This window comes from Ciceribacter sp. T2.26MG-112.2, assembly GCF_900492205.1.
In the GTDB taxonomy this organism is placed as follows: Bacteria; Pseudomonadota; Alphaproteobacteria; order Rhizobiales; family Rhizobiaceae; genus Allorhizobium; species Allorhizobium naphthalenivorans_A.
The window spans coordinates 207,549-232,825 of the sequence record NZ_UEYQ01000002.1; the positions used below are offsets into that span (position 1 = coordinate 207,549).

Annotated in this window: 23 protein-coding genes; 9 read left to right on the forward strand and 14 right to left on the reverse strand. The window is 64.0% G+C overall.

The genetic code is table 11. From position 1 onward, the window contains the following. Nucleotides 1-19 precede the first annotated feature (19 nt). The 3 genes from DYZ14_RS04525 to DYZ14_RS04535 all read left to right on the forward strand — a co-directional run bounded on the left by DYZ14_RS04525 (nt 20) and on the right by DYZ14_RS04535 (nt 2,542). On the forward strand, nt 20-1,138 hold the full coding sequence (locus DYZ14_RS04525; protein ID WP_154719586.1) for a Gfo/Idh/MocA family protein: 1,119 nt from the start codon (nt 20-22) through the stop codon (nt 1,136-1,138). Nucleotides 1,139-1,248: 110 nt separating this feature from the next. Continuing rightward, nucleotides 1,249-1,962, forward strand: a complete 714-nt coding sequence (locus DYZ14_RS04530; RefSeq protein WP_154719587.1) for an SDR family NAD(P)-dependent oxidoreductase — start codon at nt 1,249-1,251, stop codon at nt 1,960-1,962. Between the two features lie 73 nt (nt 1,963-2,035). Further along, the gene (locus tag DYZ14_RS04535; protein WP_154719588.1) at nt 2,036-2,542 is read left to right on the forward strand and encodes a DUF3833 family protein; all 507 of its coding nucleotides are present in this window, start codon (nt 2,036-2,038) and stop codon (nt 2,540-2,542) included. 99 nt (nt 2,543-2,641) lie between these two features. Here DYZ14_RS04535 and DYZ14_RS04540 read toward each other — a convergent pair whose 3' ends face one another. The 7 genes from DYZ14_RS04540 to gcvA all read right to left on the reverse strand — a co-directional run bounded on the left by DYZ14_RS04540 (nt 2,642) and on the right by gcvA (nt 10,990). Next, on the reverse strand, nt 2,642-3,655 hold the full coding sequence (locus DYZ14_RS04540) for an ABC transporter permease (RefSeq protein WP_154719791.1): 1,014 nt from the start codon (nt 3,653-3,655) through the stop codon (nt 2,642-2,644). A 49-nt stretch (nt 3,656-3,704) separates the two neighbouring features. After that, nucleotides 3,705-5,243 carry a sugar ABC transporter ATP-binding protein gene (locus tag DYZ14_RS04545; protein WP_154719589.1) on the reverse strand — a complete coding sequence of 513 codons (1,539 nt, stop codon included), beginning with the start codon at nt 5,241-5,243 and terminating at the stop codon, nt 3,705-3,707. 70 nt (nt 5,244-5,313) lie between these two features. Continuing rightward, on the reverse strand, nt 5,314-6,243 hold the full coding sequence (locus tag DYZ14_RS04550; RefSeq protein WP_154719590.1) for a sugar ABC transporter substrate-binding protein: 930 nt from the start codon (nt 6,241-6,243) through the stop codon (nt 5,314-5,316). 311 nt (nt 6,244-6,554) lie between these two features. Next, nucleotides 6,555-7,358 carry a TIM barrel protein gene (locus tag DYZ14_RS04555; protein WP_154719591.1) on the reverse strand — a complete coding sequence of 268 codons (804 nt, stop codon included), beginning with the start codon at nt 7,356-7,358 and terminating at the stop codon, nt 6,555-6,557. 178 nt (nt 7,359-7,536) lie between these two features. Further along, nucleotides 7,537-8,751: a TIGR03862 family flavoprotein gene (locus DYZ14_RS04560; protein ID WP_154719592.1), complete on the reverse strand. Its 1,215-nt coding sequence runs from the start codon at nt 8,749-8,751 to the stop codon at nt 7,537-7,539. A gap of 36 nt (nt 8,752-8,787) precedes the next feature. After that, on the reverse strand, nt 8,788-9,963 hold the full coding sequence (locus tag DYZ14_RS04565) for an aminotransferase (protein WP_154719593.1): 1,176 nt from the start codon (nt 9,961-9,963) through the stop codon (nt 8,788-8,790). 16 nt (nt 9,964-9,979) lie between these two features. After that, the gene (gene gcvA / locus DYZ14_RS04570) at nt 9,980-10,990 is read right to left on the reverse strand and encodes a transcriptional regulator GcvA (RefSeq protein WP_154719594.1); all 1,011 of its coding nucleotides are present in this window, start codon (nt 10,988-10,990) and stop codon (nt 9,980-9,982) included. Between the two features lie 169 nt (nt 10,991-11,159). Here gcvA and speB point away from each other — a divergent pair, with 169 nt between their 5' ends. The 5 genes from speB (at nt 11,160) to DYZ14_RS04595 (ending at nt 16,335) form a co-directional block, all read left to right on the forward strand. Continuing rightward, nucleotides 11,160-12,215, forward strand: coding sequence for an agmatinase (speB, locus tag DYZ14_RS04575; protein ID WP_154719595.1), 1,056 nt, complete (start codon nt 11,160-11,162; stop codon nt 12,213-12,215). Between the two features lie 77 nt (nt 12,216-12,292). After that, nucleotides 12,293-13,381 (forward strand): ABC transporter substrate-binding protein, encoded by a 1,089-nt coding sequence (locus DYZ14_RS04580; RefSeq protein WP_154719596.1) that lies wholly within the window; start codon nt 12,293-12,295, stop codon nt 13,379-13,381. A 271-nt stretch (nt 13,382-13,652) separates the two neighbouring features. Then, on the forward strand, nt 13,653-14,687 hold the full coding sequence (locus DYZ14_RS04585; protein WP_154719597.1) for an ABC transporter ATP-binding protein: 1,035 nt from the start codon (nt 13,653-13,655) through the stop codon (nt 14,685-14,687). Continuing rightward, on the forward strand, nt 14,684-15,538 hold the full coding sequence (locus tag DYZ14_RS04590; protein WP_154719598.1) for an ABC transporter permease: 855 nt from the start codon (nt 14,684-14,686) through the stop codon (nt 15,536-15,538). Before DYZ14_RS04585 ends, DYZ14_RS04590 begins: the two co-directional genes overlap by 4 nt. After that, a complete protein-coding gene (locus tag DYZ14_RS04595; protein ID WP_154719599.1) occupies nt 15,535-16,335 on the forward strand; it encodes an ABC transporter permease in 801 nt (266 codons plus the stop codon). Before DYZ14_RS04590 ends, DYZ14_RS04595 begins: the two co-directional genes overlap by 4 nt. 638 nt (nt 16,336-16,973) lie before the next feature. On the opposite strand, the gene mmsB is transcribed toward DYZ14_RS04595, so the two are convergent. The 7 genes from mmsB to DYZ14_RS04630 all read right to left on the reverse strand — a co-directional run bounded on the left by mmsB (nt 16,974) and on the right by DYZ14_RS04630 (nt 24,163). Beyond that, nucleotides 16,974-17,849, reverse strand: a complete 876-nt coding sequence (gene mmsB, locus DYZ14_RS04600; protein WP_154719600.1) for a 3-hydroxyisobutyrate dehydrogenase — start codon at nt 17,847-17,849, stop codon at nt 16,974-16,976. A gap of 21 nt (nt 17,850-17,870) precedes the next feature. Continuing rightward, nucleotides 17,871-19,466, reverse strand: a complete 1,596-nt coding sequence (locus DYZ14_RS04605) for a GMC family oxidoreductase (RefSeq protein WP_154719601.1) — start codon at nt 19,464-19,466, stop codon at nt 17,871-17,873. A gap of 93 nt (nt 19,467-19,559) precedes the next feature. Beyond that, complete coding sequence (locus DYZ14_RS04610; RefSeq protein WP_232365440.1) at nt 19,560-20,471, reverse strand: branched-chain amino acid ABC transporter permease; 912 nt, start codon at nt 20,469-20,471, stop codon at nt 19,560-19,562. A 91-nt stretch (nt 20,472-20,562) separates the two neighbouring features. Beyond that, nucleotides 20,563-21,450, reverse strand: coding sequence for a branched-chain amino acid ABC transporter permease (locus DYZ14_RS04615; RefSeq protein ID WP_154719603.1), 888 nt, complete (start codon nt 21,448-21,450; stop codon nt 20,563-20,565). A 4-nt stretch (nt 21,451-21,454) separates the two neighbouring features. After that, on the reverse strand, nt 21,455-22,156 hold the full coding sequence (locus tag DYZ14_RS04620) for an ABC transporter ATP-binding protein (RefSeq protein WP_115669877.1): 702 nt from the start codon (nt 22,154-22,156) through the stop codon (nt 21,455-21,457). Continuing rightward, nucleotides 22,156-22,935, reverse strand: a complete 780-nt coding sequence (locus tag DYZ14_RS04625) for an ABC transporter ATP-binding protein (protein WP_115669876.1) — start codon at nt 22,933-22,935, stop codon at nt 22,156-22,158. The genes DYZ14_RS04620 and DYZ14_RS04625 overlap by 1 nt, the downstream gene beginning before the upstream one ends. Before the next feature lie 25 nt (nt 22,936-22,960). Beyond that, nucleotides 22,961-24,163 carry an ABC transporter substrate-binding protein gene (locus DYZ14_RS04630; RefSeq protein WP_154719604.1) on the reverse strand — a complete coding sequence of 401 codons (1,203 nt, stop codon included), beginning with the start codon at nt 24,161-24,163 and terminating at the stop codon, nt 22,961-22,963. Nucleotides 24,164-24,332: 169 nt separating this feature from the next. On the opposite strand from DYZ14_RS04630, the gene DYZ14_RS04635 reads away from it, so the two are divergent. Beyond that, entirely contained in the window at nt 24,333-25,274 is a 942-nt protein-coding gene (locus DYZ14_RS04635) for a LysR family transcriptional regulator (RefSeq protein ID WP_154719605.1), read from the forward strand. Nucleotides 25,275-25,277: the final 3 nt, after the last annotated feature.

A 25,277-nucleotide genomic window follows, 5' to 3' on the forward strand; every position in this document is an offset into this window, starting at 1 on the left:
CGACTTCTGGGAGGAAGACATGGCGGGACTCGGTATCGGGCTCATCGGCACGGGCTATATGGGAAAGTGCCACGCACTGGCGTGGAACAACGTGGCGAGCATCTTCGGCGATGTTGAACGTCCGCGCCTCATAACGCTCGCCGAGGTCAATGCCGAGCTGGCGGCGAAGAAAGCGACTGAGCTCGGCTTTGCCAATTCGACCGGCAACTGGCGCGACCTCCTGTCCGATCCATCGATCGACGTGATTTCGGTGACCACGCCCAATGCCTTCCACGCCGAGATGGCGATCGCAGCGCTCGAAGCCGGCAAGCATGTCTGGTGCGAAAAGCCGATGGCGCCTGCACTGGCCGATGCGATCCGCATGCGTGACGCCGCCGCCCGGTCGGGCAGGGTGGCGGTCATGGGCTACAACTATATCCAGAATCCGATGATCCGCCATATCCGGCGGCTGATCGGCGAGGGCGCGATCGGTGCCGTCAACCACGTCCGCGTCGAAATGGATGAGGACTTCATGGCCGACCCGGCCCAGCCCTTCTACTGGAAGAGCGAAGCCTCGTCCGGCTACGGCGCGCTCGACGATTTCGCCGTGCACCCGCTGTCGCTGCTGTTCACGCTGTTCGGCCATGTCGAGGCGGTGGTGACGGACATGGTGAAGCCCTACGAGACGCGGCCGCTCACCGGTGGCGGCGAGCGGCCGGTCGAGAACCACGACATTGCCAGCGTGCTTCTGCGCCTCGAGGGCGGCATTTCCGCCGCGCTGATGGCCAATCGTTCGGCCTGGGGTCGCAAGGGCCGCATCGCCGTGCAGATTTTCGGCTCGGCCGGCTCGATCCTGTTCGACCAGGAACGCATGAACGAGTTCCAGCTCTACCAGGCTTCTGGTCGCCCAGAGGAACAGGGCTTCCGTACCATTCTCGCCGCCCCGCATCACAAGCCCTATGACCGCTTCATCCCGGCGCCCGGTCACGGCCTAGGCTTCAACGACCTGAAGGTCATCGAATGCCGCGAACTGATCGCCGCGATCGGCGGCGACAAGGCGCATGTGATCGGCTTCGACGACGGCCTCAGGATCGAGCGCAGCGTTCATGCCATGGCACAGTCCTTTGCCGAACAGCGCTGGGTGTCGGTCGAGGAATAGTGTTGCCCCTCTTCCGGTCCGATTGATCCGCCGTCGCCTTCCGCCCGTAGTCCATGGCAGAGGCGTCGCGGCGGCTGTTCCATGCCTCGCCTTGTCGCGGAGGGTCGATCATGGAAAGCAAAATTCTGCCGTCGCTCGGGTTCGGCTATCACGCGCTGGTGCTCGGCGCATCGGGCGGCATCGGCTCTGCGTTTCTCAGCGCTTTCGAAGACGATCCGGCCTGCGCGCGGGCGACCGGCCTCTCGCGCCGCGACGATGGGTTGGACGTGACTAACGAGGCCTCCGTTACCGCCGCCGCCCAGCGGCTCGAAGGCGAGGGGTTCAGGTTCGACGCGATCATTTGCGCCACCGGCGCGCTCACCATCGACGGCGTCGGCCCGGAGAAATCGATCCGCGCCATCGAAGCGGATGCGATGGCGGCGCAGTTCGCGCTCAATGCCATCGGCCCGGCCCTGGTGCTGAAGCATTTCACCGGCCTGCTGCACCGCGACCGCCGCAGCCTAATGGCATTCCTGTCGGCGCGGGTCGGATCGATCGGCGACAATCGGCTCGGTGGCTGGATCTCCTACCGCGCCTCCAAGGCTGCGCTGAACCAGATCGTGCGGACCTCAGCAATCGAGATCGCCCGCACGCGACCGCAGGCGTTGGTGGCGGCGCTACATCCCGGAACCGTCGCCACCGCGCTTTCCGATCGCTTCTCGGCTGGACACGACCGGCTCACGCCCGACGACAGCGTGCGGCGCATGCTCGCCGTGCTCGACGGGCTCGATCCGACGGGGAGCGGCGGCTTCTACGCCTATGATGGCCAGATCATCCCATGGTGACGCGGGGCAGCGGCAGATCCATTTCCCGAGGCCATGCGTAGATGGGCCAGAACCTCACACAGGAGACGCTCCGATGACCAAGACCGGGTCCATGTTCTTCGCCCTTCTTCTTCCTGTCCTCATGCCCGCCTCCGGCGCCGCTGCTGCCGGGGCTTTCACGCTCGAAGGCTTCTTTGCCGGTAAGAGCAAGGCAGTCGGCTCGTTCAGCGCCATCAATGGCGTCAAACGCAAGTTCACCGTTGATCTGACAGGCAAATGGGACGGCAAGACGCTGACGCTTAGGGAGGACTTCGTCTTCGACGACGGCACCCGCGACACCAAGACCTGGCGCTTCGTCAAGACCGGCCCGGCCAGCTATTCCGGAACGCGCGAGGATGTGATCGGCCAAACCGAAGTAACGTTCCAGGGCAATGTCGCGCGCTTCAACTATCTCGTCTATCTCGATTCCGCCAGGCAGGCGAACAAGGTCCGCTTCTATGACAAGATGGTCCTGCGCAGCGATGGTACCGTTCTCAACACCGCGCTGGTGACGAAATTCGGCCTGCCGGTGGCCAAGACCGTGGTCGAGTTCGAGAGGTAAGGCGGCAGTTCCGCCACCCTTAAGCGGCAAAGGGCTTTCCTGAAGGAAAAGGGCGGCGCCGGGGCGCCGCCAGGTGGCTTTCGCTGTGGGAGTTATCTCTCATACCTTGCGCTTCTTCTGCCGGTAGACGTCGGCGACGACGGCGGTGACGATGATCATGCCCTTGATGATCTCCTGGTAATAGGCGTCGACCCGAAGGAAGGTGAAGCCGGATGTCATCACGCCGAGGATGATCGTGCCGATTACCGTGCCGGTAATGCGCCCGGCGCCGCCGGCGAGCGAAGTCCCGCCGATGACGGCCGCGGCAATCGCGTCGAGCTCATACATCACGCCCATGCCGGCCTGCGCGGTCTGGGCGCGGGCGGCGGTCACGACGCCGGCCAGCCCCGCCAGCATGCCGGCGATGGCATAGACCTTGATCAGATGGGCTTCGACATTGATGCCCGAGACGCGGGCCGCCTGGACATTGGCGCCGATCGCATAGGTGAACTTGCCGTAGCGGGTATAGCGCAGCGCAACGTGGAAGATGATCGCGACGACGAGGAAGACCACGACCGGGGCGATGCCAGTGCCGATGAAGATGAAGTCTTCGCTCAGGCCCGAGACCGGCTGGCCCTTGGTGTACCACTTGGAAATGCCGCGCGCCGTCACCATCATGCCGAGCGTGGCGATGAAGGGCGGGATCTTCGTGCGGGCAATCAACTGGCCGTTGATGAAGCCGGCGAGCAGACCGACGGCGATGCCGACCGCGATCGGTACGAAGAACGGCATGTCGGTAAGGTTCGGATAAAGCGCGCGCGGCCAGGTCGAGGCCTGGGCGAAGCTCGCCGAGAACATCGCCGTCATGCCGACGACCGAACCGGAGGAGAGGTCGATGCCGCCGGTGATGATGACCTGGGTCACGCCGACGGCGATGATGCCGATCACCGAGACCTGCAGGATCATGATCGTCAGCCGCTGCGGGTTCATCAGGAAGCTCTGGCCGACGAACAGCCAGCCGAGCAGTTCGAAGATCAGCGCAATGCCGACCAGGACGAGAAAGATGTTCGCCTCCGGTGGGATGCTCCGGTGCTGGGTTTTTCCGGTCCTCGGATCGACCTCGTTCTTGGCCATGGTTTCGCTCTTCATAGGTTCTCCTCCAAGGTTCATGATCGCCGGCAGCTCAGCGCGCGGCGAGATCCATCACCTTGATCTGTGTGGCTTCCGCGCGATCGAGGAAGCCTGTGACGCGTCCCTCGTGCATGACCATGATCCGGTCGCTCATGCCGAGCACCTCGGGCATTTCGGAGGAGATCATGATCACGGCGACGCCGTTCTTCGCCATCTCCGTCACCAGCCGGTGGATTTCCGCCTTGGCTCCGACATCGATGCCGCGGGTCGGCTCGTCGAGGATCAGGATGCGTGGATTGGTGAGCATCCAACGGCCGATCAGCACCTTCTGCTGGTTGCCGCCCGACAGGTTCTCGATCCGCTCGTTCATGTTCGGCGTCTTCACCCGCAGCTTTCGGCACATTTCCTCGCATTCGGCCGAAAGGCCGACCTGCTGGACGAAACCATTGCGGACGAACTTGTCCTGCAGGACGGCGAGCTGCATGTTTTCCAGCACGTTGAGGATCAGCAGGCAGCCGGTCTCCTTGCGGTCCTCGGTCAGAAAAGCCATGCGATGGCGGATCGCTTCCGTGGGGCTAAAGATGTCGACCGGCTTGCCGTCGATCTCGATCGTGCCGGACGAGGCCGGGGTCACGCCAAAAATCGTCTCGGCGACATTGGAGCGGCCGGAGCCGACGAGGCCGGCGACCCCGAGGATTTCGCCGGCGCGTACGTCGAACGAGACGTCGTTGAACACGCCGTCGAGCGTCAGGTTCTTGACCGACAGCACGACGTCGCCGAGGGGCACGTCCTCCTTGGGGAACATCTGGGTGATCTCGCGGCCGACCATCATGCGAATGATGTCGTCGCGCGTCACGTCGGTGGAGGCGTGGGTGCCGATATACTTGCCGTCGCGGAAGACCGAGAACTCGTCGGCGATCTCGAAAAGCTCGTTCATCTTGTGGGTGATGTAGACGATGCCGATGCCCTGGTCGCGCAGGCCGCGGATGATCTGGAACAGGTGGGCGACCTCGCGCTCGGTCAGCGCCGAGGTCGGCTCGTCCATGATCAGCACGTCGGATTCGTAGGAGACCGCCTTGGCGATCTCGACCATCTGCCGGTTGGCGACCGAGAGTTCGCCGACCTTGGTTTGCGGATGGATGGAAATGTTGAGCCGGTTGAAGAGTTCCGCCGTCTTGCGGTTCATCTCCTTGTGGTCGACGAAGCCGAGGCGGGTGAGCGGCTCGCGGCGGATCCAGATGTTTTCCGCCACCGTCATCGGCGCCATCAGGTTCAGTTCCTGGTGGATCATGGCGATGCCATTTTCCAGCGCGTCGAGCGGCGATTCCAGCCTGATGTCGACACCCTTCAATCGCACCGTGCCCTTGTCGGGATGGTAGATGCCGGCGAGGATCTTCATCAGCGTCGATTTGCCGGCGCCGTTTTCGCCCATCAGCGCATGCACGCTGCCGCGCTTCAGCCGGAAGGTCACGTCATCGAGCGCGACGACACCCGGGAACTCCTTGCGCACGCCCTCGGCCGTCAGCAGGTATTCCGAAGTGGGAACGGCGCCGCTCTTGCGGACCGCGGCCATCGTGGTCGGGCTGACCATGGCAGTTCTCCTCTCGCCTCATGCGAGGGAATGCGGGCCTTGGCCCGCATTCCCGTGATCCCCGAAGGGATCAGTTCTTGCTCTGGTAGTCCTTGAGGTTTTCCGGCGTGACGAGTTCAAAGGGAATGTAGACCTTCTTCTCGACAGCCTCGCCCTTGGCGATCTTCAGGGCCGCGTCCAGGGCTCCCTTGCCCTGGCCGGCAGCGTTCTGGAACACGGTGACGTCGAGGTCGCCCGCTTCCATGGCGGCAAGCGCGTCCTGGGTGGCGTCGACACCGGCGACGACATAGTCCTTCATGTCCTTGCCGGCGGCCTTCAGTGCCTGCACGGCGCCGATCGCCATTTCGTCATTATTGGCGATGACGGCGTTGAACTCCAGGCCGCTCGAGAGCCAATTGGTCACCAGGTCGGCGCCCTGCGTGCGCTGCCAGTTGGCGGTCTGCTCCTCGACGATCTCGATGCCCTTGCATTCGTCTGTGGCGACGACGTCATGGACGGCCTTGGTGCGCATGCGGGCGCCCTGGTTGGACAGTTCGCCCATCATCACGACGGCCTTGCCCTTGCCGCCGAGCAGACGGCAGACTTCCTTGGCTTCCAGCGTGCCGGCGACGATCTCTTCCGAGGCGACGAAGGACTGCTTGTCCGGCAGTTCGTTGACGTTGACCGGCTCGCGGTTGACATAGACCAGTGGGATGCCGGCATCGGCGGCGATCTTCGACATGGCGACGGTCGCGTCGGTGTCGACCGGGTTGACGATGATCGCATCGACGCCGGCGGCGATGAAGTTCTGAATCTGGCTCTGCTGCTTGGCGACGTCGTTCTGCGCGTCTTCGACCTGCAGCGTCACCCCGTCCAGCGTCTTGGCATAATCCTGCATGCCGTTGCGAAGCACGGTCAGGAAGTTGTCGTCGAACAGTGCCATCGACACGCCGACGGTTTCCGCATGGGCGGCCGTGCTCAACAGAACGGACATGGCGGCGCCCAGAATGAGCTTTCTCATGATTTCTCCTCCTCAAATGGTGCCCGGCTCACCTTCTCCTGCCGGAGATCGGCGTTCGAGCCGACCTGCACTTGTTCCGCGCTCCCGACGCGTCGGATAAAACGGAATGAATAGACCGCTGATCCTGAAATGCAGATAATTTATTCCATTTATTGGTCGATCCGTCAACGGAGAGATGGTGGCTTGAGCCAATTTTCGGCCATATCCTCGGAAAGACAGGGGAAATCGCCAGGAGGCGGGCCGCAGTAAATGGAATTTCCATTCCATTTCGCGCGGCGAGCGGCCGAGATCGGGAGGGCTTGGCGCGCCGGCTAGACCGCCGCCCGGATGTGGTCGATGCTTTCCCTGACCGCCGCGCCGGGATCGACGAGCGCATGCACGCTCGGGGCAAAGGGCTCGAATGAGAGGCAGCCGTCATAGCCGGCGGCGAGAAGTGCACGGATCTGTCCGATAGTGTCGAGACGGTCGTCGCCATCGACCAGAACTCTGTGGCTGTCCCGCATGCCGGCCACGGAAACGGCCGGGTCGGTCACGCCGGAAAGATGAACCAGTCCCGTCATCGCGGGAAATATGGCTGGTTCGCCCGCGAGGTGATGGTGGAAGGTGTCGTGCACCAGCTTGAACACGTTGCCTCCGCCCACTGCGTCGATCGCGTCGGCGGCCTCCTGCTTGGAGCGTAGCGAGCAGATGGTAAAGCCGAGCGGCTCGACCAGGCCGATCACGCCGGCCGCTTCGAGGCGCGGCTTCAGAGCCGAGAGTGATTCGCGCAGGTTCTGCTGGCGCGCGCCGTCCTCGCAGCCCGTGCCATCGTTCTTCGGAACCAGGACCAACGCCTTGGCGCCGCAGTCGCGGGCATAGGCGATCAGTTCATCGGCTTCCCGCGCACGCGCCTCGGTCCATTCGTTGAAGCGCTGCAGGGCGTTGATCGAGATGATCTCGATGTCGCGATCCTCAGCCAGTTTGCGGATCTCCCCGGGCATCGTGCCGTCGAGGATGGCGTTGCCGGCCAGATCGTTGCGAATCTCGACGGCGTGGATGCCGAGAGAGAGCGCAAGGTCGAGAACGTCCGCGATCGGCATAGCCGGCGCGGTCATGTGGTTGAGAGCAAATTTCATCGGCTTTCGTCTCCTCCCGGCAGCGCCCGATTGCGCCGCCCTCGCACGCGTGAGCGTAGGTTAGCGCCGTGGCAGCGTCAAAGCGTCAGCCTTGACGAACATAGCGCGCGGACGAGAGGCTTTCGGCCGGCGCCGGAAAGCCCGTATGGATTGCGCGATGGGTACCGGGATCCCGGTGCTAGCGGTTCTTCGCCAGCCAGGCTTCCATGCCGCGTGCCGCACTTCTTCCGCTTGCCAGACAAGCGGTCAGCAGGTAGCCACCGGTCGGCGCTTCCCAGTCGAGCATCTCGCCGGCGACGAAGGTGCCGGGCAGGGCCTTCAGCATCAGGTTCTCGTCGACGCTGTCGAAGGTGATGCCGCCGGCCGATGAGATCGCCTCGGCGATCGGCCGCGGCTTAACGACGGGAAGCGGCAGCGCCTTGATCGTTTCGGCAAGGCGTCGGTTATCGAGACGGTTGGCGTCGGCAATCAGTTCCCGCAGCAGGGCGGCCTTCACCCCGTCGAGGCCGGCACCCTTGCGCAGGCGGTTGGAAAAGCTCGCCTTTGCATCCTGCCGTTCCAGATCGCGGGCGAGCTTGTCGACGGTGCGTCCGGGTGCGAGGTCGAGTACCAGGCTGGCGGTGCCGTCCTTCTGCAAGGCGTCGCGCAGGGCGCTGGAATGGGCATAGATCAGGCTACCCTCGATGCCGTTGCGGCTGATGACGAATTCGCCCTGCGTGGTGCCGGCAGCGCTCGTCGCGGTCACGGATTTCACCGGCTCGCCGGCGAAGCGCTCGGCAAAGGTTTCGCTGAAGGCGCAGTCGAAGCCGCAATTGGCGGGGCGGAATGGCGCGACGCCGACGCCCTGGGCCTGAAGCCACGGAACCCATACCGCGTCCGAGCCAAGCCGCGGCCAGCTCGCGCCGCCGAGCGCCAGCAGCACGGCGTCGGCTTCTACGGTCTCTTGGCCATGCGGCGTGTCGATCCGGCAGGCATTGCCGTCGAAGCCGATCCAGCGATGCCGGGTGAGGATCGCGACACCTTGCGCCTCCAGCCGTTTCAGCCAGGCGCGCAGCAGCGGCGAGGCCTTCATCGCCTTGGGAAACACCCGACCCGAGGTGCCGGTGAAGGTCTCGGTGCCAAGGCCATCGGCCCAGTCGCGCACGTCCTGAGGGGTGAAGCCGTCGAGCATGGGACGCAACCAATCAGCCGCCGTGCCGAAGCGGGTGACGAAACGCTCATAGGGCTCGCCGTGGGTGATGTTCAGCCCCGACTTGCCGGCGAGCAGGAATTTGCGCGCCACCGTCGGCATGGCCTCGTAGACGGTCACCGCATGGCCGGCGTGCGACAGCTGTTCAGCGGCCATCAGGCCCGCCGGTCCGCCGCCGATGATCGCGATGCGCTTTGCCGTCATGTTCCCACCCGCCATGTCCCCGCCCGTTCTTTCGTGTCAGCCGAGGGTGAAAGCGGCGAGGCGGTTGGCCAGCGTTGCGATCGTTTTGCTGTCGGCATTGGCGAAGGCGAAGCGCAGGTAGTTCTCCTGGCCCTCGCCGAAATAGGCGCCGGGAATGCACACCACGCCGGCCTCCTTTGCCAGCTTCTCTGCTACCTCCGCCGAGGGTGTGCCGGGGAAGGGGTGGCGGATGAAGGCGAAATAGGCGCCGATCGAATCCATCTTCCAGTCCGGAAGCTTGGCCATCACGGCGCGCAGCGTCTCGGCCCGATTGGCGATTTCGGCGCGGTTGTCGTTGCGCCAGTCCTTCAGCGCCGGAATGGCGCGGGCAACGGCGGCCTGCGGGGCGCGCGGCGCGCAGATCTGCAGGTTGTCCATCACCTTGGCGATTTCGGCGACAGCGTCGGGGCCCGCCGTCACTGCACCGAGCCGATGGCCCGGAATGCAGAAGGATTTCGAGAATGAGTAGAGCAGGATCAGGTTGTCCTCCCAGCCGGGAACGGACAGCAGGTCATGGGGGCGCTGCCCTTCCGGCAGGAAGTCACGATAGGTCTCGTCCAGCATCAGCCAGGCGCCGGCCTTTCGGCAGGCCTCGAAGATCTCGCGCAGAAGACCTGCCGGATAGGTGGCGCCGGTCGGGTTGTTGGGAGAAACCAGACCGAGTGCCTTGACGCCGGTTGAGAGGATTTTTCTGCCGGTTTCGATGTCCGGCACGAAGCCGTTCGCCGGATCGAGCCACAGCAGGCGGCGCTCGATGCCCATCATGGCGAGCGTCGTCTCCTGGTTGAAGTAGTAGGGATCGGTCAGCGCCACCGCATCGCCAGGACCGGCGATCGCCATGGCCGCTGCCATGAAGGCCTGGTTGCAGCCGGAGGTGATGTGGATGTTCTCCGCGCCGACGGTCGCGCCGTAGACCTCCGCCATCTCCGCGGCATAGGCCGCGCGCAGCTCCGGTTCGCCTTCGATCGGACCATAACCGGCGTAAGTGCGCGACGCGGCGCTCTCGCCGAGCCAGGCCAGCATGTCCGGATGCGGCGGATAGCCGGGCACGGCCTGGGAGAGATCGATCAGCGGGCCGCGGGCGCCGTCATAAGCGCGTGCCCAGGCGAAGACCGAAGGCACGGGCGGCGGCGAGAGGCGGGAAATCAGCGGGTTGAAGGCGGATGCAGGCATTGTCTTGCTCGTTTGTTCAGGAGGTCTGCTCGGCGCTCTGGCCGGTGTCGGAAAGGCTGGTTGCAGGGGTCGGCGGTGCCTTCGGCGCGCGGGGCGCCCGGCCTCGGCCGGCCTGGCGGATCGCCGGGCTCATCTGTGAACTGCGTTCGTTTTCCAGCGTGGCAAACAACCAGTCGATGAAGACGCGAACGATCGGGGCCGCGCGCATCTCGTTGCGGGTTGCGACATAGAAGGCGTCGGATGCCGGCACGGAAAGGTCGAAGGGGATGACCAGTTCGCCGGCGGCAATCAGGCTGGAGGCAGTGATGCTGTCGCCCAGAGCGACACCCTGCCCATGGCGGGCGGCTTCGGTCGAAAGCCTTGCATCGCTCATGAAATGCTCCCGCCCGCGCGGCATGTCGAGCTGATCGGCGGCGGCAAGCCAGGTGGTCCATTCCCGGCCATCGTCGCCATGCAAAAGGACATGGTCGCGCAGGTCGCGGATCGAGCGCAGCGGTCGGGCGTTGAGCAGGGTCGGCGAGGCGACGGGGAAAAGCTGCAACGTGCTCCACTGGCGCGTCCAGCAGTCGCGCCAGCCGCCGGGGCCATAGAGGATGGCGACGTCGATGTCGGGTGAATGGATCAGCTCGGCGTCATTGCTCGAGGTCAGTGTCAGGCTGATCTCCGGATATTGTTCGGAGAAGCTGTTCATCCGCGGGATGAGCCAGAGCGACAGGAGGGCCGGCACGCAGGATATGCGCAGGCGTCCGCTGGTCGACGGCCGGTTCATCAGGGCCGTTGCGGCGGCAATGCCATCGAAGGCGGAGGAGACGGCGGGCAGCAGGAGTGCACCCTGCGGCGTCAGCTTCAGCCGCTTGCCGCCGCGCTCGAACAGCGCCGCCTTCAGCGTTTCCTCCAGCGTCTTGATCTGGTGGCTGACCGCGCCATGGGTGACGCTCAGCTCGCGCGCGGCTGCCGAGATCGAGCCGCGCCGGGCCGCCGCCTCGAAGGCGCGGAGCGGATTGAGCGGCGGCAGGCGGTTCGACATGGAGCTTCGACTCTGTGAATTTTTCTCACAGCGATTGCTATAACATCGTGAATTGCATTTCCATAGGCTTTGCGAATTAATGCTCACATTAAAGGCAGGTTGACGATCTGCCGCATAAAAAGCCGCTGGCGTCCGGTTGCGCCGTCGTGCCGATGAAGAGGGTGACGAAATGACGTTCGATGAAAAGAAGCTTGCGGAACTGCGCGCCAAATATGGCGGCGACAATGCCGGCGAAATCTTCGATCCGAAGTTCGCCAAGGTGGGCGAGAAGATCTTCCGGAACGGCACGCGTGCAGCGCCTTACGCCGGCGTTCCGACCTTCCTGTCGGCGCCGCATCATCCCGTCGATCCGAAAGACCCCGATTTCGGCGATCTGCAGGTGGCGATCGTCGGCGTGCCGATGGATCTCGGCGTCACCAACCGTCCGGGCTCGCGCTTCGGGCCGCGTGCGCTGCGCAGCATCGATCGCATCGGTCCCTACAATCACGTGCTGGACTGCGCGCCCGTGTTCGACCTCAAGGTCGGCGACATCGGCGACGTGCCGTTCTCCAGCCGCTACCGCCTGGAGCTCAGCCACGAGGATATCGAAAGCTATCTGTCGAAGATAGTCGAGGCGGGCGTCATGCCGCTGTCGGTCGGCGGCGACCATTCGATCACGCAATCGATCCTGAAGCCGATTGCCCGCAAGCATGGGCCGGTGGGCCTCGTCCACATCGACGCCCATTGCGATACCGGCGGCCCCTTCGACCAGTCGAAGTTCCATCACGGCGGTCCCTTCCGCAATGCCGTTCTCGACGGCACGCTCGATCCAACCCGCACCATCCAGATCGGCATTCGCGGTCCGGCCGAATATTTGTGGGAATTCTCCTACGAGTCCGGCATGACGGTCATCCATGCCGAAGAGATCACCGGTCTCGGCATGCCTGCGATCATCGAGAAGGCGAAGAAGATCATCGGTGACGGCCCGACCTATCTGTCCTTCGACATCGACAGCCTCGATCCGAGCATCGCGCCGGGCACCGGCACGCCGGAAGTGGGCGGACTGACCTCGCGCGAGGTGCTTGAGCTGATCCGTGGGCTCAAGGGCATGAACCTGGTCGGCGGCGATGTGGTGGAAGTCGCGCCGCAATATGACGCGACCTACAATACCGCCCATGCCGGGGCGCAGGTTCTCTTCGAAATCCTCAGCCTTATGGTCTATAGTCCGGCCATCAAGGGCCGCTGAGCCGCGCATCTTCGAGACGCGATCAGCGTCCCGCATCCCAAGTTCACAAGCAGCAAATCAACAAAAGGGAACGGAATATGAAGAAAATTCTCAATGCCTCCGTCAGCCGCCGCGGCGTGCTGGCCGGTTCGCTCGCCGGTGCCGGCGTGCTCGCCATGCCGTCGATCCTCAAGGCCCAGGATAAGTCGCTCAAGGTCGGCGTCTATGGCGGCTATTTCAAGGATTCGTTCGACAAGAACATCTTCCCGGAATTTACCAAGGCAACCGGCATCGCGGTTGAATCCGTCGCCGAGCCGACCGGCGAAGCCTGGCTCGTCCAGCTCGAACAGGCGGCCAAGGCCGGCCAGGCCCCGGCCGACGTCTCGATGATGTCGCAGGTTTCCATGCTGAAGGGGCAGTCTACCGAGCTGTGGACCCCGCTCGACATGGCCAAGATCAAGAACGCCTCGGGCCTGATCGACGCCTTCGTCAACAAGTATCCGGACGGCCGTGTGGCCGGCATCGGTGCGGTTGCCTGGTACATCACGCTGGTCACCAATACCGACGTGTTCAAGGAAGCGCCGACCTCCTGGGCTGCCCTTTGGGACCCGGCGAACGCCGACAAGCTCGGCCTTCTGGCGCTGGTTTCCAACTCCTTCCTGCTGGAAGTGACGGCGAAGACCCATTTCGGCGGCACCAATGCCCTGGACACCGAAGAAGGCATCCTCAAGGCCTTCGAAAAGCTCGCCGAAGTCAAGCCGAACGTCCGCCTCTGGTATCGTGACGAAGCGCAGTTTGAACAAGCGCTGAAGTCGGGCGAGATCCCGATGGGCCAGTATTACCACGACGTCACCGGTCTTGCCGCCGCCGACGGCCATCCGGTTCGCTCGACCTTCCCCAAGGAAGGCGGCATCATGGATTCGGGCTGCTGGGCGCTGTCGCGTGCTTCGCAGAAGTCGGAAGAGGCTCATGTCTTCATCGACTACATGTGCCAGCCGTCGATACAGGCAACGCTGTCGCGCAAGGTCGGCACGGCTCCGACCGTCAAGCGCGAGCTGCTCGACCTGACGGCGGAGGAATTTGCCGCCGTGTCGTCCGACATCGATCCGATCGTTCCGCGCTATGACCTCTACCAGACCAAGTCGGATTGGCTGAACCAGAAGTGGACCGAACTGATCGTCGGCTGAGGATAAAATTGCCCCTCGCCGTTCCCCTCGTCCCCGCTTGCGGGGAGAGGGGAACGGTAGGGCTTACGGCCTGTTTCCTTCTCCCCGCCCACGGGGGCGAGGTGCCCGACAGGGTGAACTTGGGGCAGATTTTTGCCCTTCCGCATGCTGAGAAAGCGAGTATCCCGCTCGCGCCTCGAATCGACCGCGCAACAATTTTTCCTTGATGGAAGAGCGCCGCCGGGGCAGACAGGGCCTGATTTCCATTGCCCATAGTTATCTCGGAGACAGAATGTCTGGTCTGACCCTCAACGCCATCACCAAGCAATTCGGTCCCTTCACGGCCGTGGATCAGGCGCAGCTCTCGGTGCCGGAAGGGTGTTTCGTCTGCCTGCTCGGCCCGTCCGGCTGTGGCAAGACCACTCTTCTGCGCATGATTGCCGGCCTCGAACAGCCGAGCGCCGGTTCGATCGTGCTCGACGGCACGGACATCACCACGGTCCCCACCCACAAGCGCAATCTCGGCATGGTGTTCCAGTCGCTGGCGCTGTTTCCGCACCTCACCGTCGGCGAAAACATCGCCTATCCCTTGAGGATCCGCGGTATCGGTCGCGAGGAGCAGGCGAAACGGGTCGAGGGATTGCTCGACATGATCCATCTCACCGGTTATGCCGACCGGCCCGTTACCAAGCTGTCCGGAGGCCAGCGCCAGCGGGTGGCGATCGCCCGGGCGCTCGCCATTTCGCCAAAACTGTTCCTGCTCGACGAGCCGCTCTCGGCGCTCGACGCCAAGCTGCGCGAGGCCATGCAGGTCGAATTGCGCAAGCTGCAGCAGCAGCTCGGCATCACCACCATCGTCGTCACCCATGACCAGCGCGAGGCGATGACCATGGCCGACACCGTCGTCGTGATGAACGGTGGCAAAATCCGCCAGGCAGCAAGCCCGATCGAGATCTACCGCAAGCCCGCCGATCGCTTCGTCGCGGACTTCATCGGCTCCACCAATCTCCTGCCCCTTACCGTGGAGGGCGGGCGCACGTTGGTGCTCGGCCAGGCGGTCGCGGGTTTCGCCCCGCCTGCGGGCCAGTCCACAGCAAGTCTGTCGGTCCGGCCGGAAGACATTCATCTGTCGGCGCCGGGCGAGGGGCGGTTGACCGGCCGCGTGACTTTCATCCGCGATCTGGGCGGCACGATCGAAACCTTCGTCGACGTGGCCGGCGCCGAAGTGGTGGCCGTTTCGACGCCGCGCGAGCGGCCGATGGTTTCGGTGGGACAGGAGGTCGGCGTGGTGATCAATCCCGCAACAGCCGTGGTGCTTGCCGCATGAGACGCGAACCGCCGCAGAAAGCCCTCGACTATGCGCCGCTCGCCTTTCCGGCGGCCATGCTGATCCTGTTCTTCGTTGTGCCGTTCGCGACGATGATCGCGGTCTCGTTCTTCCAGCGCAATCCGGCCGGCTTTTACTCCCCGGCCTTCGTGCTGGACAATTATGCCCGCTTCATCAGCCCGTTCTTCGCCGGCGTGCTCGGCTTCTCGCTGATGTTGGCGATCGCGGTCGCCGTGGTCTGCGTCGTGATCGGCCTGCCGTTCACCTATCTTCTCGCCCGTATGTCGCGCAAGGCGCAGGTTTTATGGCTGGTCGCGCTCTTGTCGATCCTGTCGCTCTCCGAGGTCATCATCGGCTTTGCCTGGTCGACGCTGTTTTCGCGCACGGCCGGCATCACCAATCTTCTGGTGATGATCGGGCTGATGGAGAAGCCGGTCGCGCTGATGCCGAATTTCGGCGCGGTGCTCACCGGCATGGCCTATCAGGCGCTGCCCTATACCGTGCTGGTGCTCTATCCGGCGCTGGTTCGGCTCGACCCGACGTTGACCGAAGCGGCGCGAACCCTCGGCGCCTCGCCGATCCGCGCCTTCTTCACCGTCGTCGTCCCGGCCCTGAGGAACACCATTCTCGCCACGCTGATCATGGTCTTCATCTTCGCGCTCGGCTCCTACCTTCTGCCGCAGATCCTCGGGCGTCCGCAGCACTGGACGCTGTCGGTGCTGATCACCGACCAGGCGATCTATCAGTCGAACATGCCGTTTGCGGCCGCCATGGCGGTCTTCCTGGTGCTGGTCACGCTTGGCATGGTGGCGCTGACGCTGTTTGTCGGCCGCAAGGGAGAGACGGCATGAACACGGTCCTGACCCGCCTTTACTTTGGCCTGATCGGCATCTTTCTCGCCGCCCCGATCGTCGTCGTTGCCGGGGTCTCGGTCAACGAGAAGCAGAGTCTGACCTTCCCGCCAGAGGGCTTTTCGCTCGCCTGGTACGGTGCGATCTTCACCGACACAGGCTGGCGCTCGGCCTTCTTCGCCTCGGTGGGTTTGGCGCTCGCCTCGGCGGCGCTTGCGGTGGCGATTGCCCTGCCGCTCGCCTGGTTCCTGTGGCGGCGTATCGCGCCCTGGGCCAACATCTTCCAGGTGCTCGGCATCGCGCCGTTCACCCTACCGCCGGTCATCACGGCGCTCGGGCTTTTGACCTTCTGGGCCACCACGGGCTTTTACGGCCAACCGTGGACGGCGGTGATCGGGCATGCGATCTTCTTCGTCACGCTGCCGCTGGTGACACTGTCGCTCGGCTTTTCCGCCATCGACCGCTCGCTGGTCGAGGCGGCGGCGACCATGGGCGCCGATGACAGGACGGTGTTCCGCACCGTCGTTTTGCCGCTGATCCGGCCCTATCTGGTCTCCGGCTATGCCTTTGCCTTCGTGCTGTCGCTCAACGAATACATCGTCGCCTACATGACGGTGGGCTTCACCATGGAGACGCTGCCGATCAAGATCTTCAATGCCCTGCGCTACGGCTATACGCCGACCATGGCCTCGGTGACGATCCTGTTCGTCGTGGTCGCGGCGCTCATTTTCGGTCTCGTCGCCCGCTTCGGCGATTTGCCCAAGCTGCTCGGCGCCATGGCCGCCGACGATCGCTGATCCGCATCCTGCAAAGGCGCCCGCGCCCGCCCCGGAACCTTTGCGTTTCGGAAACGTAAATGCGGGGGAAGAATCGACCGCATTTACCCTTCGTTTAGATTTGGGGCCTAACCCTTGCTCTGTTCCGGATGGAACTCCGCGCATGACGTAGCGGATGATGAAACATGGGGATGAGGCACATGACGTGCACAACAGGGTCCGCGATCATGGCGGACGCGAGTGATTTCTCGCCTTCACGGCCCGTGACGACCCCAAGGTCGCCGATCACGGCGTTGCTGAAGTTCAGCTGGCGATGCCCGGCATCCATGCATCGATCGATTTTTGCCCGCTTACGCGGTCCTTCGGCCGTCCGCGGCCCCTTGCGCATTCTGTGCGCCGTCCGAGCGACCGACGCGGTGCGCCCGCGACCTTCGAAATCCTGATAGTCACGCCATCGGTCCCATCTCGTATGGGACCGTCGCGATGCCTATCGGCGCCGTCCCGCTGCCCCATGCCGGACGGCCATGACCTCGATAGGCATCGCGGGAGGAGTACGACGACCCCACCCCCCCAGAGTCGTACTCCTCCACCCCCTTGAATGTAAAACGGCCGACGGAAGCGCTTCCGTCGGCCGTTTGCGTGCGGGCGAGGGAGGAGACTCAGCCGCGCAGCATCTCGATGATGGCGGAAAAATCGCGCCCGCCATGGCCCTGCTTGTCGAACAGGTCGAACAGTTGTGCGGCCTCCGCGCCGAGCGGGGTGGCGGCACCGGCGGCTAGCGCTGCTTCCTGCGCCAGCTTCAGATCCTTCAGCATCAGGGCTGCGGCAAAGCCCGGCTTGTAGTCGTTGTTGGCCGGCGAAGTCGGCACGGGGCCGGGGACCGGGCAATAGGTGTTGATCGACCAGCACTGGCCGGACGAGGTCGAGGCGACGTCGAACAATGCCTGGTGGCTCAGCCCCAGCTTTTCGCCGAGCGCAAAGGCCTCGCAGACACCGATCATCGAAACGCCGAGGATCATGTTGTTGCAGATCTTCGCCGCCTGTCCGGCGCCGTTGCCGCCGCAATGAACGATCTTCTTGCCCATGGCCTCGAGCACGGGCTTGGCCCGGTCGAAGGCGCCGTCGCTGCCGCCGGCCATGAAGGTGAGCGTGCCGGCTGCGGCACCGCCCGTGCCGCCGGAGACGGGCGCGTCGAGCGAAAGGCAGTTGGCGTCGGCGGCGAGCTCATGCGCCTTGCGCGCGCTTTCGACGTCGATGGTCGAGCAATCGATCAGCAGCGTGCCAGACTTCACCGCCGAGGCGAGATTGCTCCAGACGGAGAGGACATGCGCGCCCTTCGGCAACATGGTGACGACGGTATCGGCGCTAGAGGTCGCCTCCTCGATCGAGCTTGCCGGCGTCACGCCGGAGGCGGCAACCGACTTGAGGATGTCGGCCGAGAGGTCGAACCCCTTCACCGTGTGTCCTGCCTTGACGAGGTTGGCAGCCATGGGGCCGCCCATATTGCCCAGTCCGATGAATGCGATAGTGGCCATGTCTCTCTCCTGTCTTTCGCGTCAGCGATTGTCCGCAAGGATCATCTCGGCCGCCTTCTCGGCGATCATGATGGTCGGCGAATTGGTGTTGCCGGAGGTGATGGTCGGCATGATCGAGGCGTCGGCGATCCGAAGCCGCTTCAGCGCGCGCATCTTGAGCCGCGGATCGACGACGCTTCCCTCGTCCGCACCCATACGGCAGGTGCCGACCGGGTGGAAGATCGTCGTGCCGATATCGCCGGCGGCGCGCATGAGATCTTCGTCGGATTCGTAGGTCGGTCCGGGCTTGAATTCCTGCGGATTGTAGCGGGCGAAGGAGGGCTGGCTGGCGATCTTGCGGGTCAGCCGGATCGCCTTTACCGCCACCTCGCGATCGGCCGGTGCGGTGAGGTAGTGCGGTGCGATCACCGGCTGGGCGGCGAAGTCTGGTGCCGTCGCGTGGACCGAGCCGCGACTTTCCGGCCGCAGGTTGCAGACACTGGCGGTCACGGCCGGGAAGGGATGCACCGGCTCGCCGAACTTCTCAAGCGTCACCGGCTGGACGTGATATTGCAGGTCGGGCGTTTCCTTTTCCGGCCCGGAACGGGTGAATATGCCGAGCTGGCTCGGCGCCATGGCCATGGGACCGGAGCGCTTCAGCAGGTATTCGAGACCGATCGACGCCTTGCCGATCAGGCTCGTGGCCTTCTCGTTCAAGGTCGGCACGCCGGTCACCTTGAAGGCGAGGCGAAGCTGCAGGTGGTCCTGCAGGTTCTCGCCGACATCGCGCACGTCCTTCTTCACCTCGATGCCGGCGTTCTTCAGCACCTCGCCGCGGCCGATGCCGGAGCGCTCGAGGATATGCGGCGAACCGATCGCGCCGGCGCACAGCACCGTCTCGCGCCTAGCCGAGAACTGCTTGGTCACGCCGTCGTGATGGACCTCGACGCCGGTCACCGTGTCGTTCTCGATGATCAGGCGCTTGACATGCGCCTTGGTGAGGACGGTGAGGTTGCCGCGCTTGACGGCGGGTCGCAGGAAGGCCTTGGCGGTGTTCCAGCGGATGCCGGAACGCTGGTTGACGTCGAAATAGCCGGACCCCTCGTTGCTGCCGCGGTTAAAGTCGGCGGTCTCGGGAATGCCGGCCTCCTTGGCCGCCTGCTGGAAGGCTTCGAGCACCGCCCAGCGGACGCGCGCCTTTTCCACCCGCCATTCGCCGCCGGCGCCGTGCATCTCGTCGGCACCCTTGTAGAAGTCTTCCGATTTCCGGAACAGCGGCAGGACGTCGTCCCAGCCCCAGCCTTCGCAGCCCATCTGGCGCCACTGGTCGTAGTCATAGGCCTGGCCTCGCATGTAGATCATGCCGTTGATCGAGGAACAGCCGCCCAGAACCTTGCCTCGCGGATAGCTCAGCGAGCGGCCGTTCAGGCCCTCTTCCTTGGCGGTGGTGAAGCACCAGTCGGTGCGCGGATTGTTGATGCAATAGAGATAGCCGACAGGGATGTGCACCCAGTGGTAATTGTCGCTGCCGCCGGCCTCCAGCAGGAGCACGCGGGTCGACCGATCGGCTGCCAGCCGGTTGGCCATGACGCAGCCGGCGGTGCCGGCGCCGATGACGATATAGTCGTAGCTTTCCATGTCTTTACCCCGAGGGACACCGTTCCCGGCCCAGGGGCCGGGAATTGTCATTTCGCAATTTCAAAGCACTGTTCAGGCTGTCGGCAGCCGCGATCAGACGCGGTGGTCGAAGCCGAGCTTGCGGCCGATCCGCGAGCCGTAGAACTCGCCGACGAGGCCGCGACGGAAGAGCAGAACGCAGACCATGAAGACCACGCCGGTGATGACCGTCACGGGGAAGTCGGAGGTCGCGAGGAAGTTCTGCAGCGCGACAACCAGGCCGGCGCCAAAGATCGGGCCGATGATGGTGCCGATGCCGCCGAGCAGGGTCATCAGCACGACTTCGCCCGACATCTGCCAGGTCACGTCGGTGAGCGTCGCGAACTGGAAGACCAGGGCCTTGATCCCGCCGGCCAAGCCGGCGAGTGCCGCCGACATGACGAAGGCGCCGAGCTTGTAGTGCACCACCGAATAGCCGAGCGAGATGGCGCGGTTCTCGTTCTCGCGGATCGACTTGAGGATCATGCCGAAGGGCGAGTTGATGAAGCGCCAGATCACGGCCATGGCGATGAGGAAGGCGGCGAGCACGAAATAGTACATGTTGGTCGTCACCGACAGGTCGATGAAGCCGAACAGATGGCCGCGCGGCACCGACTGGATGCCGTCCTCTCCATGGGTGAACTCGGCCTGGAGGCAGAAGAAGTAGAACATCTGCGCCAGCGCCAGCGTGATCATGGTGAAGTAGATGCCCTGGCGGCGGAGCGCGATTAGCCCCATCAGCAGGCCGAGCACGGCCGCGCCGGCCATGCCGATCAGGATGCCGACCTCTGGCGGGACGCCCCACTCCTTGACCGCATGGGCGGTGAAGTAGGCCGCGCCGCCGAAGAATGCGGCATGGCCGAAGGACAGGAGGCCGGTATAGCCGAGCAGCAGGTTGAAGGCGCTGGCGAAGAGGGCGAAGCACAGAAGCTTCATCACGAAGATCGGATAGACGAGGAAGGGCGCCGCCAGCAGCAGGGCCAGCATGACGGCGAGCAGGCCGTAGCGCAGCAGAGAGGCCTGCGGATGGGCGGAGACGGTGTTGGCGTCCGAAACGGCGGGTGCGTGGTGGGACATGTCAGACATCCTTCCCGAACAGGCCTGCCGGACGCAGGATCAGTACGATTGCCATGATGACGAAGATCACGATGTTGGAGGCTTCCGGGTAGAAGACCTTGGTCAAACCCTCGGCAATGCCGAGCATGTAGCCGGTGACGATCGCGCCCATGATCGAGCCCATGCCGCCCACGACGACGACGGCGAAGACGACGATGATGATATTCGTCCCCATCAGCGGCGAGACCTGGTAGATCGGGGCTGCGAGCACGCCGGCAAAGGCGGCAAGGGCGGCGCCGAGCGCATAGGTCAGCGTCAGCAGCAGCGGCACGTTGATGCCGAAGGACTGGACGAGGACTGGGTTCTCGGTCGCGGCGCGCAGATAGGAACCAAGCTTGGTCTTCTCGATCAGCAGCCAGGTGGCCAGGCAGGCGAGCATGGAGAGCACCACGACCCAGCCGCGATAGATCGGCAGCACCATGAAGCCGAGGTTGACGGCGCCCTGAAGCTGCGATGGCGCAGGATAGGGCTGGCCGGAGGCACCGAAGAAATAGCGGAACGTGCCCTCGATCGTCAGCGCCAGGCCGAAGGTGAAGAGCAGGCCGTAGAGATGGTCGAGCTTGTAGAGCCTCGACAGCATGGTCCGTTCGATCGCCGCCGAGACCAGGCCGACGATGATCGGCGAAGCAACCAGCGCCACCCAGTAGCTGGCACCGCCCTTGGTCAGGAGCAGCAGGGCGACGAAGGCGCCGAGCATGTACTGCGCGCCATGGGCGAAGTTGATGACGCGCAACAGGCCGAAGATGACCGCCAGGCCAAGGCTGAGCAGCGCATAGAACGAGCCGTTGATCAAGCCGATGAGAAGCTGGCCCAGGAAGGCGTGCAGGGGAATTCCGAAAATCATCATCATGGTGTCAGACCCCCAGAACCTTGTTGAGCATATCCATGCGCTCGGGCAGAAGGCCAACCGGGAATTCGGCGACCATCTGGCCGTGATCCATGAGGTAGAAGCGGTCGGCGATCTTGGAGGCGAAGCGGAAGTTCTGTTCGACGAGCACGACGGTCATGCCGCGCTCCTTGAGCTTGACCAGGACTTCGCCGATGCGCTGGATGATGACCGGAGCGAGACCCTCGGTCGGCTCGTCGAGCAGCAGGCAGCGGGCGCCGGTGCGCAGAATGCGGGCCATGGCGAGCATCTGCTGTTCGCCGCCGGACAGTTTGGTGCCCGGGCTGTTGCGGCGCTCCTCAAGATTGGGAAAGAGCTCGTAGATTTCTTCGAGGCTCATCCCGCCCTTGGCGACCACCGGCGGCAGCATCAGGTTTTCCTCGACCGAAAGCGTGGCGAAGATGCCGCGCTCTTCCGGCACGAAGCCGAGGCCGGCGCGGGCCGACTTGTGCAGCGGGACCGACATCATGTCCTGGCCGGCGAAGGTGATTTCGCCCGAGCGCTTGCGCAGGATGCCCATGATGGTCCTGAGCGTGGTGGTCTTTCCCATGCCGTTGCGGCCGAGGATGCAGATCATTTCGCCTTCATTGACGTAGAGATCGACGCCATGAAGAACGTGGCTTTCGCCATACCAGGCCTGGAGCCCGGCGACGTTGAGAAGCGGTGCCATTAGTCCTCCGTGCCCATATAGGCGGTGCGCACCCGCGGATCCTGGCTGACGGTGGCGTAGTCGCCTTCGGCGATGATCTCGCCGCGCTGCAGGACGGTGACGTGGTGGCAGATGTCGGCGACGACCGAGAGATTGTGTTCGACCATCAGCACGGCGCGATGACGGGCGACTTCGCGGATGATGTCGGCGACCATGCGGACGTCTTCCTGGCCCATGCCGGCCATCGGCTCGTCGAGCAGCAGGACTTCCGGGTCGAGGGCCAGCGTCGTGGCGATTTCCAGCACGCGCTTGCGGCCATAGGACAGGTCGGCGGCGCGGGTGTCGCGATAGGGGGTGAGCCCCAGTTCGTCGATCAGGACCTCCGCCCGGCCGTTGAGGCGGTCGAGCGAAGAGAGCGGCAGCCAGAACTGTATGGCCAGTTCATTCGGCCGCTGGAGGGCGACGCGGACGTTTTCGAGCACGGTCAGGTGCGGAAAGACGGCCGAAATCTGGAACGACCGCACCATGCCCATGCGCGCGATCTTGTCGGGCTTGGTGTTGGTGATGTCGGTGCCGAGAAGGGTGATCTTTCCCCGGGTGGGCTGCAGGAACTTGGTCAGGAGGTTGAACACCGTCGTCTTGCCGGCGCCGTTCGGCCCGATCAGGGCATGGATACGGGCGTGGTGGACGTCGAGATCGACATTGTTCACGGCGGTGAAGCCGAAGAAATCCTTGCCAAGGCCGCGGGCGGAAAGGACCACCCGCGGCTCGTCCTGCTGGTGCACAGGATCATTGCTCATTTATCTGTCCGCGTTCTTCGGTTGCTTACTTGACCAGGGGGCAGCCGGACTTGGCCGGGTCCATGAAAGCCACGTCGCCGGGGATGGTCGACAGGACGTTGTAATAGTCCCAAGCGACATCGCTTTCGCCCGGCTTCTTCACTTCCATCAGGTAGACGTCGTGGATCATGCGGCCGTTGGCGGCGACCTTGCCGCCCTTGGCGAAGACGTCGTTGATCGGCAGTTCATGAAGCTTGGCGGAAACCGCTTCCGTTTCGTCGGTACCTGCAGCTTCGACGGCCTTCAGGTAGGAGGTGACGGCGGAATAGGTGCCGGCATGGACCATGTTCGGCATGGCGCCGGTGCGCTCGAAGAAGCGCTTGCCGAAGGCGCGGCTTTCGTCGTCGCGATTCCAGTAGAAGGCTTCGGTGAGCGTCAGCCCTTGCGCGGCTTCAAGGCCGATGCCGTGGACTTCGGCAAGCGTGAAGAGAAGCGCCGCCATGCGCTGGCCGCCGGCGACGATGCCGAATTCAGCTGCCTGCTTGATGGCGTTCTGGGTGTCCATGCCGGCATTGGCAAGGCCGATGACCTTGGCGCCCGACGACTGGGCCTGCAGGAGGAACGAGGAATAGTCGGTGGTCGCCAGCGGATGGCGCACGGCGCCGAGCACCTTGCCTCCCTTTTCCTTGACGAAGTTGCCGGTGTTTTCTTCCAGCGAGTAGCCGAAGGCATAGTCGGCGGTCAGGAAGAACCAGCTGTCGCCGCCCTGTTCGACCATGGCGCCGCCGGTGCCGACGGCAAGGGCGTAGGTGTCGTAGGCCCAGTGGAAGCCGTAAGGGGTGCACTGCTTGCCGGTCAGTTCGGTCGAAGCGGCACCGGTGTTGATGGTGATCTTCTTCTTCTCGTTGGACAGCGCCTGGACTGCGAGACCGACCGACGAAGTGGTCAGTTCCATGATGGTGTCGACCTGTTCGGTGTCATACCACTGGCGGGCGATGTTGGACGCGATGTCGGGCTTGTTCTGGTGGTCGGCGGTGACCACTTCGACCGGAACGCCGAGCACCTTGCCGCCGTAATCCTCGACGGCCATCTTGGCGGCCTCGTAGGAGAACTTGCCGCCGAAGTCGGCATAGACGCCGGACTGATCGTTCAGGATGCCGATCTTCACTTTGCCGTCGGACGGCTCGGCGAAGGCCGCCGTGCTCGATGCCAGAACCATGGCCATGGACGCGATGAGCTTGTTGCGCATTTGATCTCCTCCCAGAGTGCAGGTCGCGAACCTGTTCAAAATTGACCAGCTGTCCTCCTCAGAGCAGCATGTCAGGGAGGCATGATCCCGGAAAGCTCCCGTTGACGCAAGCGGAGTTCCTGACTAAATGCAAACAGGCTCTGTTCATTTTTGAACAGACGGGGGCTGCATGAGCAATTTCAATTTCACCTGGGACGACCTGCAATTCTTCCTCGCCGTGGCGAGGACGGGACAGTTGTCGACCGCCGCACGACAGCTTCGTTCGAGCCATGCGACGGTCTCGCGGCGGATCGACCGGCTGGAGTTCGCGCTGAAGGTCAAGCTGTTCGAGCGCAATCCGCGCGGCTACGTGTTGACCGTCATGGGCCAGCGCTTCGTCGAAACGGCGGAGAAGATCGAGCAGGAGACGGAGCGGTTGCAGGCGGATCTCGCGGGCGGGCCGACGGCGCAGCGCGGGGTGGTGCGGCTGTCGGCGCCGGAGGGGTTTTCGAACTTCTTCTTCACGCACATGTTACCGGATTTCACCACTCGGCACCCGAACGTCTCGCTCGAACTGGTGACGATCCAGCAGATCATGGCCTTGTCACGCAAGGAGGCCGACGTCGCAGTGGTCCTCGATCCGCCGAAGGGCGGGCCCTACTTTACCGAGAAGCTCACCGACTATCACCTGAAGATCTATGCGACGCGCGATTACATCGCCAGGCGCGGCGCGCCGAAGAACCGCGACGAACTGCTGGAACATGCCTTCATCGGCTATATCCAGGACATGATCTTCGCGCCGGGACTGGATTATCTGGGCGACATCCATCCGCGCATCCGGCCGCACTTCCAGAGTTCCAGCATCTTCGCCCAGCTGACCGCGACCCGCAGCGGGCTGGGGCTCTGCGTGCTGCCGATCTTCATTGCCGAGCGCTATCCGGAATTACAGGTGGTGCTGGAAGACGAGATCGACCTCTGCCGCCATTACTGGATCGCCTGCCATCACGATCTGAGGCAGGTGGCGCGAGTGCGGACCGTGATCGAATTCCTGCGCGGCGTGGTCAGCGGCCAGGCGGAAGCCTTCACCGGACGCCCCGCCGTCGGGCGTCCGGTCATCGGAGCGGTGGGCTGACGC

Excerpts from the sequence above, each read along its gene's own strand:
- DYZ14_RS04540 (WP_154719791.1), bottom strand. The coding sequence starts at position 3,655 with ATGGCCAAGAACGAGGTCGATCCGAGGACCGGAAAAACCCAGCACCGG.
- DYZ14_RS04555 (WP_154719591.1), bottom strand. The coding sequence starts at position 7,358 with ATGAAATTTGCTCTCAACCACATGACCGCGCCGGCTATGCCGATCGCG.
- DYZ14_RS04560 (WP_154719592.1), bottom strand. The coding sequence starts at position 8,751 with ATGACGGCAAAGCGCATCGCGATCATCGGCGGCGGACCGGCGGGCCTG.
- DYZ14_RS04535 (WP_154719588.1), top strand. The coding sequence starts at position 2,036 with ATGACCAAGACCGGGTCCATGTTCTTCGCCCTTCTTCTTCCTGTCCTC.
- DYZ14_RS04605 (WP_154719601.1), bottom strand. The coding sequence starts at position 19,466 with ATGGAAAGCTACGACTATATCGTCATCGGCGCCGGCACCGCCGGCTGC.
- DYZ14_RS04590 (WP_154719598.1), top strand. The coding sequence starts at position 14,684 with ATGAGACGCGAACCGCCGCAGAAAGCCCTCGACTATGCGCCGCTCGCC.
- DYZ14_RS04610 (WP_232365440.1), bottom strand. The coding sequence starts at position 20,471 with ATGCTGGCCCTGCTGCTGGCGGCGCCCTTCCTCGTCTATCCGATCTTC.
- DYZ14_RS04630 (WP_154719604.1), bottom strand. The coding sequence starts at position 24,163 with ATGCGCAACAAGCTCATCGCGTCCATGGCCATGGTTCTGGCATCGAGC.
- speB (WP_154719595.1), top strand. The coding sequence starts at position 11,160 with ATGACGTTCGATGAAAAGAAGCTTGCGGAACTGCGCGCCAAATATGGC.
- DYZ14_RS04530 (WP_154719587.1), top strand. The coding sequence starts at position 1,249 with ATGGAAAGCAAAATTCTGCCGTCGCTCGGGTTCGGCTATCACGCGCTG.
- mmsB (WP_154719600.1), bottom strand. The coding sequence starts at position 17,849 with ATGGCCACTATCGCATTCATCGGACTGGGCAATATGGGCGGCCCCATG.
- DYZ14_RS04565 (WP_154719593.1), bottom strand. The coding sequence starts at position 9,963 with ATGCCTGCATCCGCCTTCAACCCGCTGATTTCCCGCCTCTCGCCGCCG.
- DYZ14_RS04615 (WP_154719603.1), bottom strand. The coding sequence starts at position 21,450 with ATGATGATGATTTTCGGAATTCCCCTGCACGCCTTCCTGGGCCAGCTT.
- DYZ14_RS04635 (WP_154719605.1), top strand. The coding sequence starts at position 24,333 with ATGAGCAATTTCAATTTCACCTGGGACGACCTGCAATTCTTCCTCGCC.
- DYZ14_RS04525 (WP_154719586.1), top strand. The coding sequence starts at position 20 with ATGGCGGGACTCGGTATCGGGCTCATCGGCACGGGCTATATGGGAAAG.
- DYZ14_RS04580 (WP_154719596.1), top strand. The coding sequence starts at position 12,293 with ATGAAGAAAATTCTCAATGCCTCCGTCAGCCGCCGCGGCGTGCTGGCC.
- DYZ14_RS04625 (WP_115669876.1), bottom strand. The coding sequence starts at position 22,935 with ATGAGCAATGATCCTGTGCACCAGCAGGACGAGCCGCGGGTGGTCCTT.
- DYZ14_RS04585 (WP_154719597.1), top strand. The coding sequence starts at position 13,653 with ATGTCTGGTCTGACCCTCAACGCCATCACCAAGCAATTCGGTCCCTTC.
- gcvA (WP_154719594.1), bottom strand. The coding sequence starts at position 10,990 with ATGTCGAACCGCCTGCCGCCGCTCAATCCGCTCCGCGCCTTCGAGGCG.
- DYZ14_RS04545 (WP_154719589.1), bottom strand. The coding sequence starts at position 5,243 with ATGGTCAGCCCGACCACGATGGCCGCGGTCCGCAAGAGCGGCGCCGTT.
- DYZ14_RS04620 (WP_115669877.1), bottom strand. The coding sequence starts at position 22,156 with ATGGCACCGCTTCTCAACGTCGCCGGGCTCCAGGCCTGGTATGGCGAA.
- DYZ14_RS04550 (WP_154719590.1), bottom strand. The coding sequence starts at position 6,243 with ATGAGAAAGCTCATTCTGGGCGCCGCCATGTCCGTTCTGTTGAGCACG.
- DYZ14_RS04595 (WP_154719599.1), top strand. The coding sequence starts at position 15,535 with ATGAACACGGTCCTGACCCGCCTTTACTTTGGCCTGATCGGCATCTTT.